The sequence below is a fragment of the Roseomonas sp. CECT 9278 genome (assembly GCF_918698155.1).
GTDB lineage: Bacteria > Pseudomonadota > Alphaproteobacteria > Acetobacterales > Acetobacteraceae > Neoroseomonas.
On record NZ_CAKKLX010000055.1, the window covers coordinates 1 to 17,556 of the forward strand.

19 protein-coding genes are annotated in these 17,556 nt (G+C 71.8%); 11 read left to right on the top strand and 8 right to left on the bottom strand.

Features of this window, described 5'->3' with window-relative positions:
* The 3 genes from LQ222_RS22945 to LQ222_RS22955 form a co-directional block, all read left to right on the top strand.
* Positions 1-1,814: primosomal protein N' (locus LQ222_RS22945; RefSeq protein WP_230169200.1), on the top strand; the 1,814-nt coding region annotated here is incomplete at its 5' end.
* Between the two features lie 102 nt (positions 1,815-1,916).
* Positions 1,917-2,120 carry a hypothetical protein gene (locus tag LQ222_RS22950; protein WP_230169201.1) on the top strand — a complete coding sequence of 68 codons (204 nt, stop codon included), beginning with the start codon at positions 1,917-1,919 and terminating at the stop codon, positions 2,118-2,120.
* A gap of 3 nt (positions 2,121-2,123) precedes the next feature.
* A complete protein-coding gene (locus LQ222_RS22955; RefSeq protein ID WP_230169202.1) occupies positions 2,124-2,690 on the top strand; it encodes a disulfide bond formation protein B in 567 nt (188 codons plus the stop codon).
* A gap of 15 nt (positions 2,691-2,705) precedes the next feature.
* Here LQ222_RS22955 and LQ222_RS22960 read toward each other — a convergent pair whose 3' ends face one another.
* The 7 genes from LQ222_RS22960 to sdhC form a co-directional block, all read right to left on the bottom strand.
* Positions 2,706-4,292 carry an ABC transporter substrate-binding protein gene (locus LQ222_RS22960; protein WP_230169203.1) on the bottom strand — a complete coding sequence of 529 codons (1,587 nt, stop codon included), beginning with the start codon at positions 4,290-4,292 and terminating at the stop codon, positions 2,706-2,708.
* A 48-nt stretch (positions 4,293-4,340) separates the two neighbouring features.
* A complete protein-coding gene (locus LQ222_RS22965) occupies positions 4,341-6,014 on the bottom strand; it encodes a hypothetical protein (RefSeq protein ID WP_230169204.1) in 1,674 nt (557 codons plus the stop codon).
* A 16-nt stretch (positions 6,015-6,030) separates the two neighbouring features.
* Positions 6,031-6,813: a succinate dehydrogenase iron-sulfur subunit gene (locus LQ222_RS22970; protein WP_230169205.1), complete on the bottom strand. Its 783-nt coding sequence runs from the start codon at positions 6,811-6,813 to the stop codon at positions 6,031-6,033.
* Between the two features lie 7 nt (positions 6,814-6,820).
* Complete coding sequence (locus LQ222_RS22975; RefSeq protein WP_230169206.1) at positions 6,821-7,141, bottom strand: hypothetical protein; 321 nt, start codon at positions 7,139-7,141, stop codon at positions 6,821-6,823.
* A 3-nt stretch (positions 7,142-7,144) separates the two neighbouring features.
* Complete coding sequence (sdhA, locus tag LQ222_RS22980; protein WP_230169207.1) at positions 7,145-8,956, bottom strand: succinate dehydrogenase flavoprotein subunit; 1,812 nt, start codon at positions 8,954-8,956, stop codon at positions 7,145-7,147.
* A 101-nt stretch (positions 8,957-9,057) separates the two neighbouring features.
* Positions 9,058-9,450 carry a succinate dehydrogenase, hydrophobic membrane anchor protein gene (sdhD, locus tag LQ222_RS22985; RefSeq protein WP_230169208.1) on the bottom strand — a complete coding sequence of 131 codons (393 nt, stop codon included), beginning with the start codon at positions 9,448-9,450 and terminating at the stop codon, positions 9,058-9,060.
* A 5-nt stretch (positions 9,451-9,455) separates the two neighbouring features.
* Positions 9,456-9,902, bottom strand: coding sequence for a succinate dehydrogenase, cytochrome b556 subunit (gene sdhC / locus LQ222_RS22990; RefSeq protein WP_230169209.1), 447 nt, complete (start codon positions 9,900-9,902; stop codon positions 9,456-9,458).
* A gap of 442 nt (positions 9,903-10,344) precedes the next feature.
* Here sdhC and LQ222_RS22995 point away from each other — a divergent pair, with 442 nt between their 5' ends.
* From LQ222_RS22995 to LQ222_RS23010, 3 genes are all read left to right on the top strand, one after another.
* Positions 10,345-11,568 (top strand): MFS transporter, encoded by a 1,224-nt coding sequence (locus LQ222_RS22995; protein ID WP_230169210.1) that lies wholly within the window; start codon positions 10,345-10,347, stop codon positions 11,566-11,568.
* Between the two features lie 121 nt (positions 11,569-11,689).
* On the top strand, positions 11,690-12,334 hold the full coding sequence (locus tag LQ222_RS26320; protein ID WP_305800038.1) for a trimeric intracellular cation channel family protein: 645 nt from the start codon (positions 11,690-11,692) through the stop codon (positions 12,332-12,334).
* The gene (locus LQ222_RS23010; protein WP_230169228.1) at positions 12,331-13,191 is read left to right on the top strand and encodes a DMT family transporter; all 861 of its coding nucleotides are present in this window, start codon (positions 12,331-12,333) and stop codon (positions 13,189-13,191) included. Before LQ222_RS26320 ends, LQ222_RS23010 begins: the two co-directional genes overlap by 4 nt.
* On the opposite strand, the gene LQ222_RS23015 is transcribed toward LQ222_RS23010, so the two are convergent.
* Positions 13,175-14,200 carry an aspartate-semialdehyde dehydrogenase gene (locus tag LQ222_RS23015; RefSeq protein WP_230169211.1) on the bottom strand — a complete coding sequence of 342 codons (1,026 nt, stop codon included), beginning with the start codon at positions 14,198-14,200 and terminating at the stop codon, positions 13,175-13,177. The genes LQ222_RS23010 and LQ222_RS23015 overlap by 17 nt on opposite strands.
* Before the next feature lie 107 nt (positions 14,201-14,307).
* On the opposite strand from LQ222_RS23015, the gene pqqA reads away from it, so the two are divergent.
* The 5 genes from pqqA to pqqE all read left to right on the top strand — a co-directional run bounded on the left by pqqA (position 14,308) and on the right by pqqE (position 17,527).
* Complete coding sequence (pqqA, locus tag LQ222_RS23020) at positions 14,308-14,460, top strand: pyrroloquinoline quinone precursor peptide PqqA (RefSeq protein ID WP_230169212.1); 153 nt, start codon at positions 14,308-14,310, stop codon at positions 14,458-14,460.
* A gap of 61 nt (positions 14,461-14,521) precedes the next feature.
* Complete coding sequence (gene pqqB / locus LQ222_RS23025) at positions 14,522-15,445, top strand: pyrroloquinoline quinone biosynthesis protein PqqB (protein ID WP_230169229.1); 924 nt, start codon at positions 14,522-14,524, stop codon at positions 15,443-15,445.
* Positions 15,442-16,167: a pyrroloquinoline-quinone synthase PqqC gene (gene pqqC / locus LQ222_RS23030; protein WP_230169213.1), complete on the top strand. Its 726-nt coding sequence runs from the start codon at positions 15,442-15,444 to the stop codon at positions 16,165-16,167. The genes pqqB and pqqC overlap by 4 nt, the downstream gene beginning before the upstream one ends.
* Positions 16,164-16,436, top strand: coding sequence for a pyrroloquinoline quinone biosynthesis peptide chaperone PqqD (gene pqqD, locus LQ222_RS23035; protein WP_230169214.1), 273 nt, complete (start codon positions 16,164-16,166; stop codon positions 16,434-16,436). The genes pqqC and pqqD overlap by 4 nt, the downstream gene beginning before the upstream one ends.
* The gene (gene pqqE, locus LQ222_RS23040; protein ID WP_230169215.1) at positions 16,433-17,527 is read left to right on the top strand and encodes a pyrroloquinoline quinone biosynthesis protein PqqE; all 1,095 of its coding nucleotides are present in this window, start codon (positions 16,433-16,435) and stop codon (positions 17,525-17,527) included. The genes pqqD and pqqE overlap by 4 nt, the downstream gene beginning before the upstream one ends.
* The last annotated feature ends 29 nt before the right edge of the window (positions 17,528-17,556 follow it).

The following is a 17,556-nucleotide window of genomic DNA, read 5'->3' on the forward strand; positions in this document are numbered from 1 at the left end:
GCATATGTTGGGCGGCGGCAGAGGGGGATAAGGGCCAGGTGCTGGACCTGCTGGCCGACGGCGCGGCGCGCGCGGGCGGCGAGGTGGCGCGGCAGGCCGGGGTTGCCCCCGCCGTGCTGCGCGGCATGGCCGATGCCGGGCTGGTCGAACCCGCCCTGCTGGCGCACCCCGCGCGCTTCGCGGCGCCCGATACCGACCGCCCCGGGCCGATCCTGGGGGCGGAACAGGACCGCGCTGCGGCGGCGCTGCGGGCGGCCGCCGGCGCGCGCGGCTTCGGCGTGACGCTGCTGACCGGCGTGACCGGCTCCGGCAAGACCGAGGTATATTTCGAAGCCATCGCCGCCTGCGTCGCACAGGGCCGCCAGGCGCTGGTGCTGCTGCCCGAGATCGCGCTGTCCACCCAATGGCTCGACCGCTTCGCCGCGCGCTTCGGCGCCGCCCCGGCGCTGTGGCATTCCGAACTGACCTCGCGCATCCGGCGCGAGACCTGGCGCGCCGTGGCCGAGGGCGAGGCCCCGGTCCTGGTCGGCGCACGATCGGCGCTGTTCCTGCCCTTCCCCGACCTCGGCCTGATCGTGGTCGATGAGGAACACGAGACCGCCTTCAAGCAGGAGGAAGGCGTGGTCTATCACGCCCGCGACATGGCGGTGGTGCGCGCCCGGCTCAGCGAGGCCACCTGCGTGCTCGTCAGTGCCACGCCGTCATTGGAATCGACGGTCAACGCGCAGACCGGCCGCTACGCCGCGCTGGACCTGCCGGCGCGGCATGGCGGGGCGGCGATGCCCACGGTCGCGCTGGTGGACCTGCGCCGCGACCCACCGGAACGCGGGCGCTTCATCAGCCCGCCGCTGGTCGAGGCCGTCACCGCCACGCTGGCGCGCGGGGAGCAGGCGATGCTGTTCCTCAATCGCCGGGGCTACGCGCCCATGACGCTGTGCCGCACCTGCGGGCACCGGCTGCGCTGCCCCAACTGCACCGCCTGGCTGGTCGAACACCGCGCCGCGCGCCGCCTGCAGTGCCACCATTGCGGCCATGTGGAGGGTATCCCGGAAGCCTGCCCGGAATGCGGCACCGCCCATTCCACCGTGCCGATCGGCCCGGGCGTCGAGCGTGTCCTGGAGGAAGCCACCGCGCTGTGGCCCGAGGCGCGGCGGCTGGTCATGGCGTCCGACACCATCCCCGGCCCGGCGGCGGCCGCGGCGGCGGCGAAATCCATCCAGGACCGCGCGGTGGATTTGGTGATCGGCACGCAGATCGTCGCCAAGGGCTGGCACTTCCCGCATTTGACGCTGGTCGGCGTGGTCGATGCCGACCTCGGCCTGGCGGGCGGTGACCTGCGCGCGGCGGAACGCACCTTCCAGCTTCTGCACCAGGTGGCCGGCCGCGCGGGCCGCGAGGACCGCCCCGGCCGCGTGCTGCTGCAATCCTTCGCGCCCGAGCATCCGGTGATGCTCGCACTGGTCGCCGGCGACCTCGACAGCTTCATGGCGGCGGAGGCCGAGGCGCGTCGCCCCGGCCATTGGCCGCCCTTCGGGCGCCTGGCGGCGTTGATCGTGAGCGCCGAGGAGGAACGCGCGGCGGATCGCGTGGCGCGCGACCTGGGGCTGGCGGCGCCGGGTGGCGATGGTGTGCAGGTGCTGGGGCCCGCCCCCGCGCCGCTGGCGATCCTGCGCGGGCGGCACCGCCGCAGGCTGCTGCTGAAGACGCGGCGCGACATCGCGGTGCAGCCGCTGCTGGAGGCGTGGCTCGCGAAGGTCAGCGTGCCGGGCAATGTCCGGGTGCAGGTGGATGTCGATCCGGTGGGGTTCCTGTAGCGTGCGGGTCGCGGACCGGCGACCGAGGCGGCATCGGCAAGGCGCCGCGCCGCGCATGGGTGCGTCGCCACGCGGCACGGCGCGCCAGGGAGGCAAGCTCGCATGATGGTCGCGGTCTTCATGGCCCTGCTGCTGGCACTGCTGCTCGACAGGGTCGGGCGCCCGGCGCCGGCGCTCATGGCGCTGGCCATCGGCTTCGCGCTGTCGGTCGGGCTGTTCCTGTTCGAGATCTACAGCCCCGAGGACGGCTTCCGCATGCCCTGGCTGCAATCCGCGCGCGACGTCGCCGCCGCGGTGGTGGGCTGAACCGTGCCCGGCACCGCGCCCAGCCGGCTGGCGGCCACGCTCAACGATGCCTTCCTGCTGCTGGTGCTGGGGGTGCTCGCGGCCATCCTCAGCGCGGCCATGGTGCTGCAATACGCCTTCGGCGAAGTGCCCTGCCCGCTGTGCCTGCTGCAGCGCGCGGCGATGTTCGGCGTGTGCTTCGGCATCCTGCGCCATTTCCGCGACGGCGCATCCGACCGCAGCATCGGGATCGCGCAGGCCTTTGGCGTGCTGCTGCTGGTCGTCGCGGTGCGGCAGACGCTGCTCGACATCGCGCCGCGGCCCGGCCATGCCTATGTGGGCAGCGCGGTGCTGGGGCTGCACATGCCGGTCTGGTCGGTGCTGATCGCGGTGGCGCTGCTGCTGGCCTTCGCGGTGAAGATGGCCGTGCTGGGCGGCGATGTCGCGCCGGGTGCCGCGCCGCCGCTGGTGTGGGCGGCGCGGCTGCTGGGTGGCTACGTGCTGGCGCTGTGCGCCGTCAATCTTGTCTCGGTGGTGGTGCAATGTGGCGTCGGGCAATGCCACACCATGGGCTACCGGCTGCTGGAATAGCCGCCGGCGCCGGGTTCAGCGCGCCGGGCGCACGCCCATCGCGATGGTGCGCTCGTCCATGCGCGGGTCGTGCGTCAGGCCGCGCCGCACCGCCCAGGTGTTGATGTATTGCACCAGCTGGATGACGGGTTCTTCCTGGGCGAACAGCTCCACCGCCTCCTGCCAGGTCGCCTCGCGCCGTTCGTCGTCCAGCGTGGCGGACCCGCGCGCCACCAGCGCGTCGAAGGCGGGCGAGGAGAAGCGCGCATTGTTGTTCGCCCCGGTCAGCAGCTGCCGGTTGTTGGTGGCGATGGTATTGACCAGGAAGTTCGAGCCCTCGCCGGTCGAGGACCCCCAGGCGGCCATCTGCATGGCGTATTCGATGCGCGCGCGGCGCGGCACGAAGGCCGTCCAGGGGGCGGCGTCCACTGTCACGCGCACGCCGATGCGCGTCCACATCTGCGCGATCGCCTGGGTGAGGCGCGCATCGTTCGGCCAGCGGTCGTTCGGCGTATGGACCGTCAGGCGGAAGCCGCTGGGGTAGCCGGCCTCGGCCAGCAGGCGCCGCGCGCCGTCGGGGTCGTAGGCGCGCGGGCGCACGCGCGGATTGTAGCCGAAGGCGCCTTCGGGCAGCCATTGCGCGGTGGCGGTGGCGGCCCCTTCCATCACCTGGTCCACCAGGCCCTGGCGGTTGATCGCCATCGACAGCGCACGGCGCACCCGCACGTCCTTGAAGGGGTTGGCGGGCAGCGGCTGGCCGGCATTGTCGGTGATCAGCGGCGTGCCGCCGTCCCGTGTATAGTCCGGCGCCATGTAGACGGTGCGCAGCGACGGGATCTCGGTGACCGTCACGCGGTTGTCGCGGCGCAGCCGCGCGAGGTCGGAGGTCGGCACCTGCTCGATCAGGTCGAGGTCGCCGGCCAGCAGCGCCGCCGTGCGCGCGGCATCATTGTTGACGATGCGGTAGGACACGCGCGCCCAGGGCTCCGCCCCGCCGAAATAGCCGTCGTTGCGAGTCAGTTCGATACGGTCGCCCGAGCGGTACGACACCAGCCGATACGGCCCGGTGCCGACGGCGGCGCGGCCGGTGTTGAAATCCTCGGTGGCCGCACCCTCGGCGGCGTGGCGCGAGATGATCGACACCGACGCCAGGTCGAGCGGCATCAGCGGATGCGGCGCGCGGGTATGCAGGCGGATGGTGTGCGGGTCCACCACCTCGACGCGCTGGATGGCGCGCAGGAAGCCCTGGAAGCCGCCCGGGCTGTTCGCCACGTTCGGCACCCGGGAGAAGGTGAAGACCACGTCGTCGGCCGTGAAGGGACGCCCGTCATGCCAGGTCACGCCCTGGCGCAGCTTGAACTCCCAGACCGTGTCCGACACCACGCGCCAGGATTCCGCCAGCGAGGGCCGCGGGCGGGCACGCCCGTCGCGCTCCACCAGCCGGTCGAAGATGTGCATGCCAAGCGCGTTGTTCGGCCCGACATTGTGGAAATGCGGGTCGATGGTGGTGACCGGCGCGGCCGAGCCGAGCGTCAGGGTTTGCGCGCCGGCGGGTGCCGCGAACGCCAGGGCGAGTACCGCTGCGCCGGACAGGATCGAATGGTGGAATGCGCGGCGCGCCATCGGACCAGAACTCCCGTTGCCTGCCTTACCGCGTGTCGCGGCTGGCCTTCAGGCGGATGCTGGCACAGATCGCGGGGCTTGGCAGTCCCCGATGGGCATGGCGGGGTCGCGCAGCAACAGCAGCCCTGCCACCGCGCCGCCGGTGCCCGGCCCGCCCAGCGCGAGGTCCAGAGCGGCCGCGCCGCCTGGCAGGTCGAGCACGATTTCGGCCGCGAGACGCCCCTCGGCCAACGGCGGCGCTGCGCCCGGCAGGCGCGCGGCGAAGGCGCAGTCCGCCAGCGGCTGTCCGGGCACCGGGATCGCCACCAGCCGCCAGCGCCCGGGCGCCAGGTCGCGGAAGGTGCCGGTCGCCGGCCAGGCATCGGCGCCGCCGGGTTCGATCCAGATCGCCGCCAGCCCCTCGGGCATCAGCCGGGCGAAGGCGCCGGGGGGGGCGATGTCCATCTCGTCGGGGTCGAGCGCGCGGGCCTCCTGCCCGGCGATCCGGGCCGCCTGCGCCGCCATCTGCGGCAGGCGCAGGCTGCGCCCGCTGAGCGGCTGGCGCGTCCAGACCGCGCCATCGGGGATCGCCTCCCGCCGCCAGCCCAGCAGCCGGCGCCGGAAGGCCGGCTTGGGGGCGCCGGCGGTGTGCAGCATCCAGCCGCAGCGCCAATCGGCCAGGTGCCGCCCGGTGGCGATCAGGTTGAACTCGGGGTCGAGCCGGTGCAGCACCAGGCCGAGCCGGTGCATCGCCGCGTTGACCGTGTCCTGTTCCGGGATGAAGCCGCCGACCAGCCCGCCGCCCAGCGCGCGCAGCACGCCGAGATGCGCGCGCGAGAGCACCAGCAGCCCGGCGTTGAAGTAGTCCTCGGGCGGGAAGGGCGCGATGCCGTGCAGCGCCGCGGCCTCGCGCGCGATCTCGGCGCGCGGGAAGTGCCGCGCCTCGGGATAGGCGCCGACCGCCGCGGGCGGGACCACGGCGAACAGGTCGGGCGCGTGGGGCCGCACCAGGATGTCGGCGTCCATCATGACGATGCGGTCGAAGGCCTCGGCCAGCGGCACGGCGCGGGACTTCAGCACCGGGCCGGGCAGGCCGGCGCCCTCGCGCGCCACCACCAGCTCGGCATCGATGGACGTGGCATAGGCGCGCACGGAGGGGCCGGTGATCTCCCATTCCGCCTCGGTCTGCCGGCCCACCACGGTGACCACGATGGCGCAGCGCCCGGGCGGACGGCGCGGCGGCGGCGGCGCGGCGCGGCGTGGGCGCAGCGCGACCAGGCCGGCGCTGCGGTCGACGTCCACGAAGGCGGCGTCGCGCGCCGCGGCGTCCTCGGCGGTGGCGGGCGGCGCGAGCAGCAGCCCGTCCTGCGGCAGGACGCGCGCCGCGGCGCTGATGCCGATCGCCCCGGCGGCGGGGCCGAGCAGCACGACGTCCGGCTGCAGCCCCTGGAACCAGCGCCGGACGATCGGATGGGCGAAGCCCGGCGCCGGCGGTTCGATCGCCGGGTGGCCACGCAGGTGCAGGCAGGGGTCGGGCGGCAGCGTGGCGAGCGCGACGGCGATCTGCGCCTCGTCCGGTTCGAGCCCGATCACCCAATCCGGGTGGCCGCGTCGCGCGGCGGCCAGCAGCGCGGGCAGTTCCTCGGCGGCGCGCCACGCGAGGAAGCGCCGCGCCGCGGGGGCATGGCGCGCCACCAGCGCGGCGATGGCGGCGTGGTCGTCGGGCGGTGCGTGGTGGGTCACCGCGGGACGGCGACGGTCAGCCCTGGCGCTCCACCATCAGCTTCTTGATTTCGCCGATCGCCTGCGCCGGGTTCAGCCCCTTCGGGCAGGTCCGGGTGCAGTTCATGATGGTGTGGCAGCGATAGAGCTTGAACGGATCTTCCAGCGCATCGAGGCGTTCGCCGGTCGCTTCGTCGCGGCTATCGGCGATCCAGCGATAGGCCTGGAGCAGCACGGCCGGACCCAGGTAGCGGTCGCCGTTCCACCAATAGGACGGGCAGGCGGTCGAGCAGCAGAAGCACAGGATGCATTCCCACAGCCCATCGAGCTTGGCGCGTTCTTCCTTGGATTGCAGGCGCTCGCCATCGGGCGGCGGCGGCGTGTCGGCCTTGAGCCACGGCTCGACGCTGCGAAGCTGCGCGTAGATCTGGCTGAGGTCGGGCACCAGGTCCTTCACCACCGGCATGTGCGGCAGCGGGGAGATGCGGACATCGCCCTTCACCTCCTCGATCGGCTTGAGGCAGGCCAGCGTGTTCAGCCCGTCGATGTTCATCGAGCAGGAGCCGCAGATGCCCTCGCGGCAGGAGCGGCGGAAGGTGAGGGTGCTGTCGACCTCGTTCTTGATCTTGATCAGCGCGTCCAGGACCATCGGCCCGCACTGGTCGAGGTCGATGTCATAGGTGTCGGTGCGCGGGTTGGCGCCGCCATCGGGGTCCCAGCGGTAGATCTTGAAGGACCGCACGTTCTTCGCGCCGGCGGGCGCGGCATGGGTCCGGCCTTCGCCGACGGTGGAGTTCTTCGGAAGCGTGAAGGTGGCCATGGGCTGTTCAGCTCTCTTCCAGGGCACGCCTTTTAAAGCGCTGCCAGATGTCGACTTGATCTAGGAAATCTTCAGTGAAGAACGCTTCAGCGGCATTGATGAATGCTTCTGCGGATTTGGTGTCCTTGAAGCGAAGTATATGCCCATCCTTGTGCATAAGAGCGTCTGTGGTCGCGCCCTCAACCACCTTGGTCTGAAAAAACGCAAATGCTAATCCGCGAAGCGCTGACGCCAAAATGTTGCCCGACTTACGGGTGCCATCATTCGGACGAACCTTAATTCGAACGCTGCGCGCCAGTGGTCGATGATTGGTGCGGTGAATCGACATACGTCAGTACACGCGCGGCTTCGGGGGGAAGACCTGCACTTCGTTGGTCAGCGTCCGCATCTTCACGTCGCGGTAATCGAGCTTCACCGCGTAATTGTCATCGACGCGCGCCAGCGTGTGCTTCATCCAGTTCTGGTCGTCGCGGTCCGGATGATCCTCGTGCGAATGCGCGCCGCGGCTTTCGTGGCGGGCATCGGCGCCGTGGATGGTGGTCAGCGCATTGCCGATCAGGTTGTCGAGCTCCAGCGCCTCGACCAGGTCCGAGTTCCAGATCAGCGAGCGGTCGGCGATCTTGATGTCGGAATAGCCGGCGGCGACCTTGTCCATCTTCTCGACACCCTCGCGCAGCAGCTCGGTGGTGCGGAACACGGCGGCATGGGTCTGCATGGCGCGCTGCATGGTCAGGCGCAACTCCGACACGCTGGTGCTGCCCTTCGCATTGCGCACGCGGTCGAAGCGGTCCAGCGAGGCCTCGCCCGCCTTGGGCGGCAGCGGCGGCTGCGAGGCACCGGGGCGGATCGTCTCGGCCGCGCGATGCGCCGCGGCACGGCCGAACACCACCAGGTCCAGCAGCGAATTGGTGCCGAGGCGGTTCGCGCCGTGCACGGACACGCAGGCGGCCTCGCCCACCGCCATCAGGCCGCGGACGGTCTTGTCCTGGTCGGTGCCGGTCGCGGCCAGCACTTCGCAATGGATGTTCGTGGGGATGCCGCCCATGTTGTAGTGGACGGTCGGCAACATCGGGATGGGTTCCTTCGTCACGTCCACGCCGGCGAAGATCTTCGCCGTCTCGGAAATGCCGGGAAGCCGTTCGTGCAGGATGTCGGCGCCGAGGTGCTCGAGGTGCAGGTGAATGTGGTCCTTGTGAGGACCCACGCCGCGCCCTTCGCGGATTTCCATCGACATGGCGCGGGAGACCACGTCGCGCGACGCCAGGTCCTTCGCCGTCGGCGCGTAGCGTTCCATGAAGCGCTCGCCCTCGGAATTGGTGAGGTAGCCGCCTTCGCCGCGCGCCCCTTCCGTCACCAGGCAGCCCGATCCGTAGATGCCGGTCGGGTGGAACTGGACGAATTCATTGTCCTGCAACGGCAGCCCGGCGCGCAGCACCATCCCGCCGCCATCGCCCGTGCAGGTATGGGCCGAGGTGCAGGAGAAATACGCGCGGCCATAGCCGCCGGTCGCCAGCACCACGGTCTGCGCGCGGAAGCGGTGCATGGACCCGTCTTCCAGGTTCCAGGCCATGACGCCGCGGCACACGCCCTCATCATCCATGATGAGGTCGAGGGCGAAATACTCCACGAAGAACTCGCAGTTATGCTTCAGCGACTGCTGGTACAGCGTGTGCAGGATGGCGTGGCCGGTGCGGTCGGCCGCCGCGCAGGCCCGCATGGCGGGTTCCTTGCCGTAATGCGTCATGTGGCCGCCGAAGGGGCGCTGGTAGATGCGCCCATCCTCGGTGCGGGAGAACGGCACGCCGTAGTGCTCGAGCTCGATGATCGCGGGCACTGCCTCGCGGCACATGTATTCGATGGCGTCCTGGTCGCCCAGCCAGTCCGACCCCTTCACGGTGTCGTACATGTGCCAGCGCCAGTCATCCTCGCCCATGTTGCCGAGCGCCGCACCCACGCCGCCCTGCGCCGCCACGGTATGGCTGCGCGTGGGGAACACCTTGGTGATGCAGGCGGTCTTGAGCCCCGCCGCGCCCATGCCGAAGGTGGCCCGCAGACCCGCGCCGCCGGCGCCGACCACCACCACGTCGTAGGTGTGGTCCACGATGCGGTAGGCGCCGCTGGAAGGCTTGCTGATCGCGTTCATCGCACCCGTCTCATCCGTTGCGCCCGGCGGGGAAATGCCCGTGGGGCCGCGTCCATTGCGTCGTCACGCCACTTGGGGCTGCCCAGGCATCTTGCCAGGGTTCACACCGCGATCCGCAGCACCGCCAGCGTCGCCGTCAGCCACAGCACGGCGCACAGGCCCTTCACCGCCAGCAGCGCGCCGAGCTTCGTCATCTCGCCGCGCACGTAGTCCTCGACCACTTCCTGCAGGCCATAGGCGGTGTGGTGGAAGGCGGCCGCCAGGAAGGCCAGCAGCAGCACGGCGTTGAACGGCCGGCCGATCCAGGCGGTCGCCTGCTGCCAGGTCGCATCCGGCATCCGCGCCAGGGAAAACACCAGCCACAGCGTCAGCGGCAGCAGCGCGATCGAGGTGACGCGCATCATCCACCAGTGATGCGTCCCCCCCTTGGCAGCCCCCAGGCCGCGCACGCGGCCGAGCGGAGAGCGGAGCGAACGGATTGTCGGCGCGGCCATCGGCGTCAGATCCAGGTGATGAGCATGACGAGCCAGGTCAGCGCGGTCAGCGCCGCGGTGCCGATCAGCACCGCCCGGCCGGTCAGATAGGTGGTCGGCAGGTCGAAGCCGCGCCCGCTGTCCCAGTACAGGTGCCGCAGCCCGTTCAGCGTGTGGTACCAGGCCACCGCGGTCAGCCCCAGCAGGCCGAGGATCCCGAAGAACGACCCGAAGAACCATTGCGCGCCGTTGAAGGACGCCTCGCCGCCGGCGGCCGAGGCCAGCCACCACACCAGGAAGACCATCCCGACCGACCAGACGACGCCGGTGATGCGATGGGTGATGGACAGCGCGCTGGTCATCTGCAGCATGTCATAGGCCTGCAGGTGCGGCGACAGCGGGCGGCGCACGAGCGTGCCGTCCGAACGGCGGCCGACCATCACGGCCTCCCGCGTATCGATGGTCTTGGACATGGGTCCGAACTCCAGGCGGCCGTGTGCCCCGTCCCCGTACCGGGGGCTGTCGGCCTTGATCGGGCGCCTTTGTATGGTGCGGCGCGGCACAGCGTCAAATCGGCGTGGGCCATGCGTCGCGCCGGCGCAGGTCGCGCGCGCGGCGGCGGCCGTGATGGCTGGCGATGGATGGCAGGACAGCCTGCTGGCCACGGCCTGCGCCACCAGCCCGGGGGGCGTGGTGGCGGAGACGGCCGGTCCCGTCGCCGGTGGCCTGTGCGCACGGCACCGGCCGCCGGGGGGGGGGGCGTGAGGGCCATGCCCCCGCCCGGCAACGCCAGTGCCATGGTGCGCGCCCTGGTCATGGGCGCCATGTGCCGCCGGGTGGTATCGGCGCAGGGGCGACGTTGACGGAACAGCACGCCGCGCCCAGCGTTGCGGCGCATTTCACATGAGTGCCGAGATGAGCACCGCCGCCCCCGCCCCGACCGGCCAGGACAACCGCATCATCGCCCTGATCGGCACCGGGCACTTCCTGTCGCATTTCTACGTGCTGACCCTGCCGCCGCTGTTCCTGCTGTGGCGCGACGAATTCGGCGTGACCTTCGCGGAGCTCGGCCTGGCGGTCGCGCTGATGTCGGGCACAACGGCGCTGCTCCAGACCCCGGTGGGGTTCATGGTGGACCGCCACGGCGCGCGCCCCTTCCTGGTGGGCGGCACGCTGCTGATGGCGCTGTCGGTCTCGGCCATGGCCTTCGCGCCGGGCATCTGGGCGATCTGGCTGCTGGCGATCCTGTCGGGCGTGGGCAACAGCGTGATCCACCCGGCGGACTACGCCATCCTGGCGGGCAGCATCGACAAGAACCGCATGGGGCGCGCCTTCGCGCTGCACACCTTCACCGGCAATCTCGGCTTCGCGCTGGCGCCGCCGGTGGTGGCGCTGCTGGCGGCTGCCATGGGCTGGCGCGGCGCCTTGCTGCTGGTCGGGCTGCTCGGCGTGCCGGTCGTCGTCGCCATCCTGGTGCAGTCGCGCATCCTGCGCGACCAGGCGAAGCCCGCGAGGACCGGCGATGAACCCTCGGGGCGCGAGATCCTGCTGTCGCGCCCCATCCTGCTGTTCTTCGGCTTCTTCATGCTGTCGTCGATGGCCGGGTCGGGCATCCAGGCCTTCGTCATCACGGTGCTGGGCAAGCTGTGGGGCACGCCGGTCGCGGTCGCCTCGATGGTGCTGACCGGCTACATGGTGGGCGCGACCGCCGGCACGCTGGTGGGCGGCTGGGTGGTCGACCGCGGCAAGCAGAACCTGATCGGCTTCGTGGTGGTGCTGACCGGTGTCGCGATCGCGATGATCCTCGCGCTCGGCCTGCTGCCGGTGCCCGAGCTGCTGCTGCCGGTGGTCGGGCTGGTCGGCGGGCTGGCGCTGGGCGCATCGCGCACGCCGCGCGACGTGATGCTGAAGGATGCCGCGCCGCCGGGCCAGATCGGCAAGGTGTTCGGCTTCGTCTCCTCGGGCTTGCCGCTGGGCGGGGCGATCACGCCGGTGCCGCTCGGCTACATCATCGACATGGGCTACCCGCAGCTGGTGCTGCCGGTGGTGGCGGGGCTGCTGGCGGCGTCGCTGCTGTGTGCCGGATCGGCGCAGGCGCAGGCACGCAGCCGGAGGATGACCGCGGCGCCTGCCGAATGACCCCCGGCGCTTCGGCATCGCGCGAAGCATCGCGCGATGGATCGCGTCACCATGCGCCCATGGCCGCACGCCCCGCGCCTGCCCGCTCCGCCGCCCCTGGCCGGCTCCGGCGCCGCCGGCCATGAGCACATTCGACGAACTGCTGGACGCCTTGACCTGGGCGGCGGTCGCCGTGCTCGCGATCGCAGGGGCGCTCAGCGCCTCGCGCAAGCAGCTCGACCCGGTGGGCTTCATCCTGATCGCCTGCCTCTGCGCCTTCGGCGGCGGGACGGTGCGCGACCTGATCCTGGGGGCGCCGGTCTTCTGGCTGGCGGTGCCGGGGATGGTGGGGCTGGCGGCCGGGCTGGCGGTGGCGGTGTTCTTCACGGCGCACCTGGTGGAACGCCGCTTCGTGGTGTTGTTGTGGGCCGATGCCGTGGGGCTCGGCCTGTTCGCCGTGCTGGGGGCGGAGGCCGCGCTGCGCGCCGGTGCCTCGCCCTGGGTGGCGGTACTGATGGGCACCATCACCGCGACCTTCGGCGGGCTGCTGCGCGACATCGCGACCGCCGAGGTGCCGCTCATCCTGCGCCGCGAGATCTACGCCAGCGCCGCCGCGCTCGGCGCGCTGGTGTTCGTGCTGCTGCACGAGGCCGCGGTGGGCCGCGTGCCGGCGATCTCGGCCGGCGGGCTGGTCGCCTTCGGGGCGCGCGCGGCCGCCATCCTGACCGGCTGGTCGCTGCCGGCGTACCGGGCGCGGCCCGGGCGCGATTATCCGGACCACCGATGAACCTGGCTGTCCTGCTGACGCTGGCGGCGGGGTTCCTCTACACGCTGGGCTACGCCATCGCGAAGATCCTGACCGATGCGCTGGACCCGGTGCAGATCACCTTCCTGCGGTCCGTGCTGGTGCTGGCGGGCTGGGGGCTGTGGCTGACGCGGGCGGCCGAACCGGCCGGGGCGGTGCGCCGCCTGGTCGCGCCGCAGCGCGCGCTGGACCAGCGCCTGGCCGCCGCCATGCTGATCTTCTCCACCACCATCGCGGTGCTCGGCTATTCGCTGGTGCCGGTGACGGAGGCCTCGGCGCTCGGCTTTACCGCGCCGATCATCCTGGTGGTGCTGGGCGCGCTGGTGCTGCACGAGAAGGTCACGCCGCGCCGCTGGGTGGCGATCGCGCTCGGCTTCGCCGGCATGCTGGTGGTGGTGCGCCCGGGCGGCGAGTTGTTCAGCTGGGCGGCCGCGGTGCCGGTGTGTGGCGCGCTGACCTATGCGCTGTACCAGGTGATGACGCGGCGCATCCGCGGCGCGGCGAATGAATGGGACGCAACGCTGCAGGGCGCGCTGGCCGGCGTGGTGCTGCTGGCCCCCGCGATGCCCTGGCTGTGGCGCGCGCCCGCGGTCGCGGATGTGGCGCTGGTGGTGCTGTATGCGGCGGTGCAGACGGCGGCGCTGCTGTGCATCGCCGGCGCGGTGCGGCGGGCGGAGGTGTCGGGCCTCGCACCCTGGCATTATTCGCGCATCGTGTTCGCGCTGGGGCTGGATGCGGTGTTGTTCGCGCGGCTGCCGGGGGTCTGGGCGATCGCAGGGTGCGGGCTGATTGCGGCGGGCGGGCTGGTGCTGGCCTGGCCGTCTAGGCGGCCTCGATGATGCCGTTCCGCAGCGCCACCTCGGCGATCTGCACCGCGTTCAGCGCCGCGCCCTTGCGCAGATTGTCGCCCACGCACCAGAAGGCCAGCCCATGCGGCACCGTTGGGTCGCGCCGGATGCGCGAGACGAAGACGCTGTCCTCGCCGGCGATCTCGATGGGCGTCGCGTAGCCGCCATCCTCGCGGCTATCCATCACGGTGATGCCCGGCGCCTCGCGCAGCGCGTCGCGTGCCTGCTTGTCGGTGATCGGGCGTTCGAATTCGACATGCACCGCCTCGCCATGGCCGATCATCACCGGCACGCGCACGCAGGTCGCGACAACCTGGATGTCGGGGTCGAGGATCTTGCGCGTCTCGACCGCCATCTTCCATTCCTCTTTCGTGGCGCCGTCATCCATGAAGCTGTCGATATGCGGAATCACGTTGAAGGCGATGGGCTTGGTGAATTGCTCGGCCAGCGGCGGATCGTTCACGAACACGCCGCGGGTCTGCGACCACAGCTCGTCCATCGCCTCCTTCCCCGCGCCGGAGACCGACTGGTAGGTCGCGACCACCACGCGTTTCACCTTCGCGATGTCGTGCAGCGGCTTCAGCGCCAGCACCATCTGGATGGTCGAGCAATTCGGGTTGGCGATGATCCCCTTCCTCGGGCGTGCGGCGAGGACGCGCCCGTTCACCTCCGGCACCACCAGCGGCACGCCGGGTTCCATGCGGAACTGGGAGGTATTGTCGATCACCAGGCAGCCGGCCGCCGCCGCCCGCGGCGCATGCACCGCCGACACCGCCGCCCCCGGCGAGAACAGCCCCAGCGCCGTGCCCGCGAAGTCATAGCGGTCGAGGTCGCGCACCTTCAGCACGGTCTTGTCGCCGAAGGAGATCTCCTGCCCGGCCGACCGGCCGGAGGCCAGCGCCACCACCTCGGTGACCGGGAAGCCGCGTTCGGCCAGGGTCTTGATGATCTCCCGCCCCACCGCCCCGGTGGCGCCCACGACCGCGACCTTCATTGCCATGCCACCAGAATCCCCGCCGCGGGCGGCCGAAGCGCCACCGCGTCGCGCCGCCTAACGCATTTTCGGGCCGGGCGGAAATGCGGCGGGGTGGCGGGGGTCGATGCCCCTTGACCGCCGGGCCGCACGGCACGACCTTCACCGGGCTGCCGCAGTACCGCGGCGCCTGCACAGGGATCGACATCATGGCCTGGAAGAAGCCGCGCGTGACCGAAGTGTCCGTCGCCATGGAAATCAACTGCTACGCCTGCGCCGAGGCCTGATACGGCCTGACGCCCCGGGGCGCAGCGCCCCGGGATCACGGACAGGACAGGTCATGTGACGCTGCGCGCGATCGTGCTGGGCGCGGCGGCCGGTGGCGGGTTCCCGCAATGGAACTCGGCCGGTCCGGGCTGCCGTCGCGCCCGCGCGCATGACCCCTGGGCGCCGGCGCGCAGCCAGGCCGCGCTCGCGGTCAGTGCCGACGGCGCGCGCTGGGCCCTGTTGAACGCATCGCCCGACCTGCGCGCGCAGATCGCCGCCACGCCGGCGCTGCATCCCCGCCCCGGCACCATCCGCAATTCGCCGATCGCCGCCGTCGTGCTCAGCGGCGCCGAGGTCGACACCATCGCCGGCCTGCTGACGCTGCGCGAACGCCAGGCCTTCGCGCTGTACGGCGGCGGCGCCGCGCTGGCCACGCTGGCGGCCAACCCCATCTTCAACGTGCTGGACCGCGCGGTGGTGCCCCGGCGGCCTCTGCCGCTGGGCAGCCGCGTCGAACTGGCCGATGCGGCGGGCGAACCGCTCGGCATCACGCTCGATGCCTTCGCGGTGCCCGGCAAGGTGCCGCTGTTCGAGGAAACCGGCGCCGATCCCGGCCGCGCGGATGATGGCGCCACCATCGGCCTGGCGCTGTCCGCCGGCGGCGGCACGCTGCTGTTCATCCCCGGCTGCGCGGCCATGACGCCGGCACTCGCGGCGCGCATCGCCGGCGCCGACACGGTGCTGTTCGACGGCACGCTGTTCCGCGATGACGAAATGATCGTCGCCGGCGCCGGCCCCAAGACCGGCCAGCGCATGGGGCACATGTCGATCGACGGGCCCGGCGGCACCATCGCCGCCTTCCGCGACATCCCGGTGCGGCGGAAGGTCTTCATCCACATCAACAACACCAACCCCGTGCTGCTGGCCGACAGCCCCGAGCGCGCGCAGGTCGCCGCCGCCGGCTGGGAGGTCGCGGAGGACGGGATGGAGATCACCGTCGCATGACCGACCTGCTGAGCGCCCAGGAGCTGGAAGCGCGCCTCAACGCGATCGGCGAGGAGCGCTACCACATCCACCACCCCTTCCACCGCCTGCTGCATGGCGGCGCGCTGACCAAGGGGCAGGTGCAGGCCTGGGCGCTGAACCGCTACTACTACCAGGCCTCCATCCCCAGGAAGGACGCGACGCTGGTGGCGCGGCTGCCCACCCCCGAACTGCGCCGCGAATGGCGCCGCCGGCTGGTGGACCATGACGGGGACGGGGTCGCCCCCGGCGGGATCGAACGCTGGCTGGCGCTGACCGATGGGCTGGGGCTGGACCGCGACTACGTCGTCTCGCTGGAGGGCCTGCTGCCCGGCACGCGCTACGCGGTCGATGCCTATGTCGCCTTCGTGCGCGACCGTTCGCTGCTGGAGGCCGTCGCGTCGTCGCTGACCGAGATGTTCTCCCCCAACATCATCAGCCAGCGTGTCGCCGGCATGATGAAGAACTACGATTTCGTGTCGGCGGAGACCCTGGCGTACTTCACTCCGCGCCTGACCCAGGCGCCGGTCGATGTCGCCTTCGCGCTGGACTACGTGAAGCGCACCCCGCGCACGCGTGCCGAACAGGACCAGGTGCTGGGCGCGCTGCGCTTCAAATGCGACCTGCTCTGGGCGCAGCTCGATGCGCTGCACCACGCCTATGTCTCACCCGGCCTGCCGCCGCCCGGCGCCTTCCGCCCGTGATCGACGCGGCCGCCATTCCGCGCCTGGCCCGCGGCGTGAAGCTGCGCGAGGACACGGTGCGCGGCCGCTGGATCGTGCTCGCCCCCGAACGCATGTTCGTGCCGGACGAGATCGCGCTGGAAGTGCTGCGCCTGGTCGATGGCGCGCGCAGCGTCGGTGCCATCGCCGACGACCTGGCCGCGCGCTTCGCCGCGCCGCGCGACGAAATCCTGGCCGACGTCACCGAGATGCTGGCGGACCTCAGTGCGCGCGGCGTGGTGGTGGCGTGACCGCCACCGCGCCCCCGCTCGGCCTGCTGGCGGAACTGACGCATCGCTGCCCGCTGCGCTGCCCCTATTGCTCGAACCCGGTCGAGCTCACGCGCGTCGCGGCCGAGCTCGACACCGCCACCTGGGCGCGCGTGTTCGGCGAAGCCGCCGCGCTCGGCGTGCTGCAACTCCATCTGTCGGGCGGCGAGCCCACGGCACGGCGCGACATCGTGGAACTGGTGGCGGCGGCGGCGCAGGCCGGGCTGTACACCAACCTGATCACCGCCGGCGTCACGCTGGATGCGCCGCGCGTCGCCGCACTCGCCGCCGCAGGCCTCGATCATGTGCAGCTATCGGTGCAGGACGCCGATGCCGCCGGCGCCGAGCGCATCGGCGGCATGGCCGGCGCCCATGCCCGCAAGCTGGCGGCCGCGCGCCATGTCACGGATGCCGGACTGCCGCTGACGCTGAACGCCGTGGTGCATCGGCAGAACCTGGATCGCCTGCCGGCACTGGTCGACCTGGCGCTGGCGCTGGGCGCGCAGCGGCTGGAGGTGGCGCATGTGCAGTATTACGGCTGGGCGCTGGCCAACCGCGCGGCGCTGCTGCCCACGCGCGCGCAGCTCGATGCCGCGACCGCCGCCGTCGATGCCGCGCGCATCGCCCTGAAAGGGCGCCTGGTCATCGACTACGTCGTGCCGGACTACCACGCGCATCGCCCGAAAGCCTGCATGGGCGGCTGGGGCAGCCGGGTCATGGCGGTCTCGCCGGCCGGTCGCGCGCTGCCCTGCCATGCGGCGGAAAGCCTGCCCGGCTTCGACTTCCCGGACGTGCGGACGATGTCGCTGCGCGACATCTGGGAGGGCTCCGAAGCCTTCGCCCGCTACCGCGGCACATCCTGGATGGCCGAGCCCTGCCGGTCCTGCGACCGGCGCGAGGTCGACTGGGGCGGCTGCCGCTGCCAGGCCTTCGCGCTGACCGGCGATGCCGCCGCCACCGACCCGGCCTGCGCGCTGTCGCCGCATCACGCGCTGCTCGATGTCGCGGTGCAGGCGGCGGCGGATGGGGGCTTCACCTACCGCGAATTCGCCCGCGCCGCCCCGCCCGGCTGACGCCGCCCCGCGCGGTTGCGGCGCGAAGC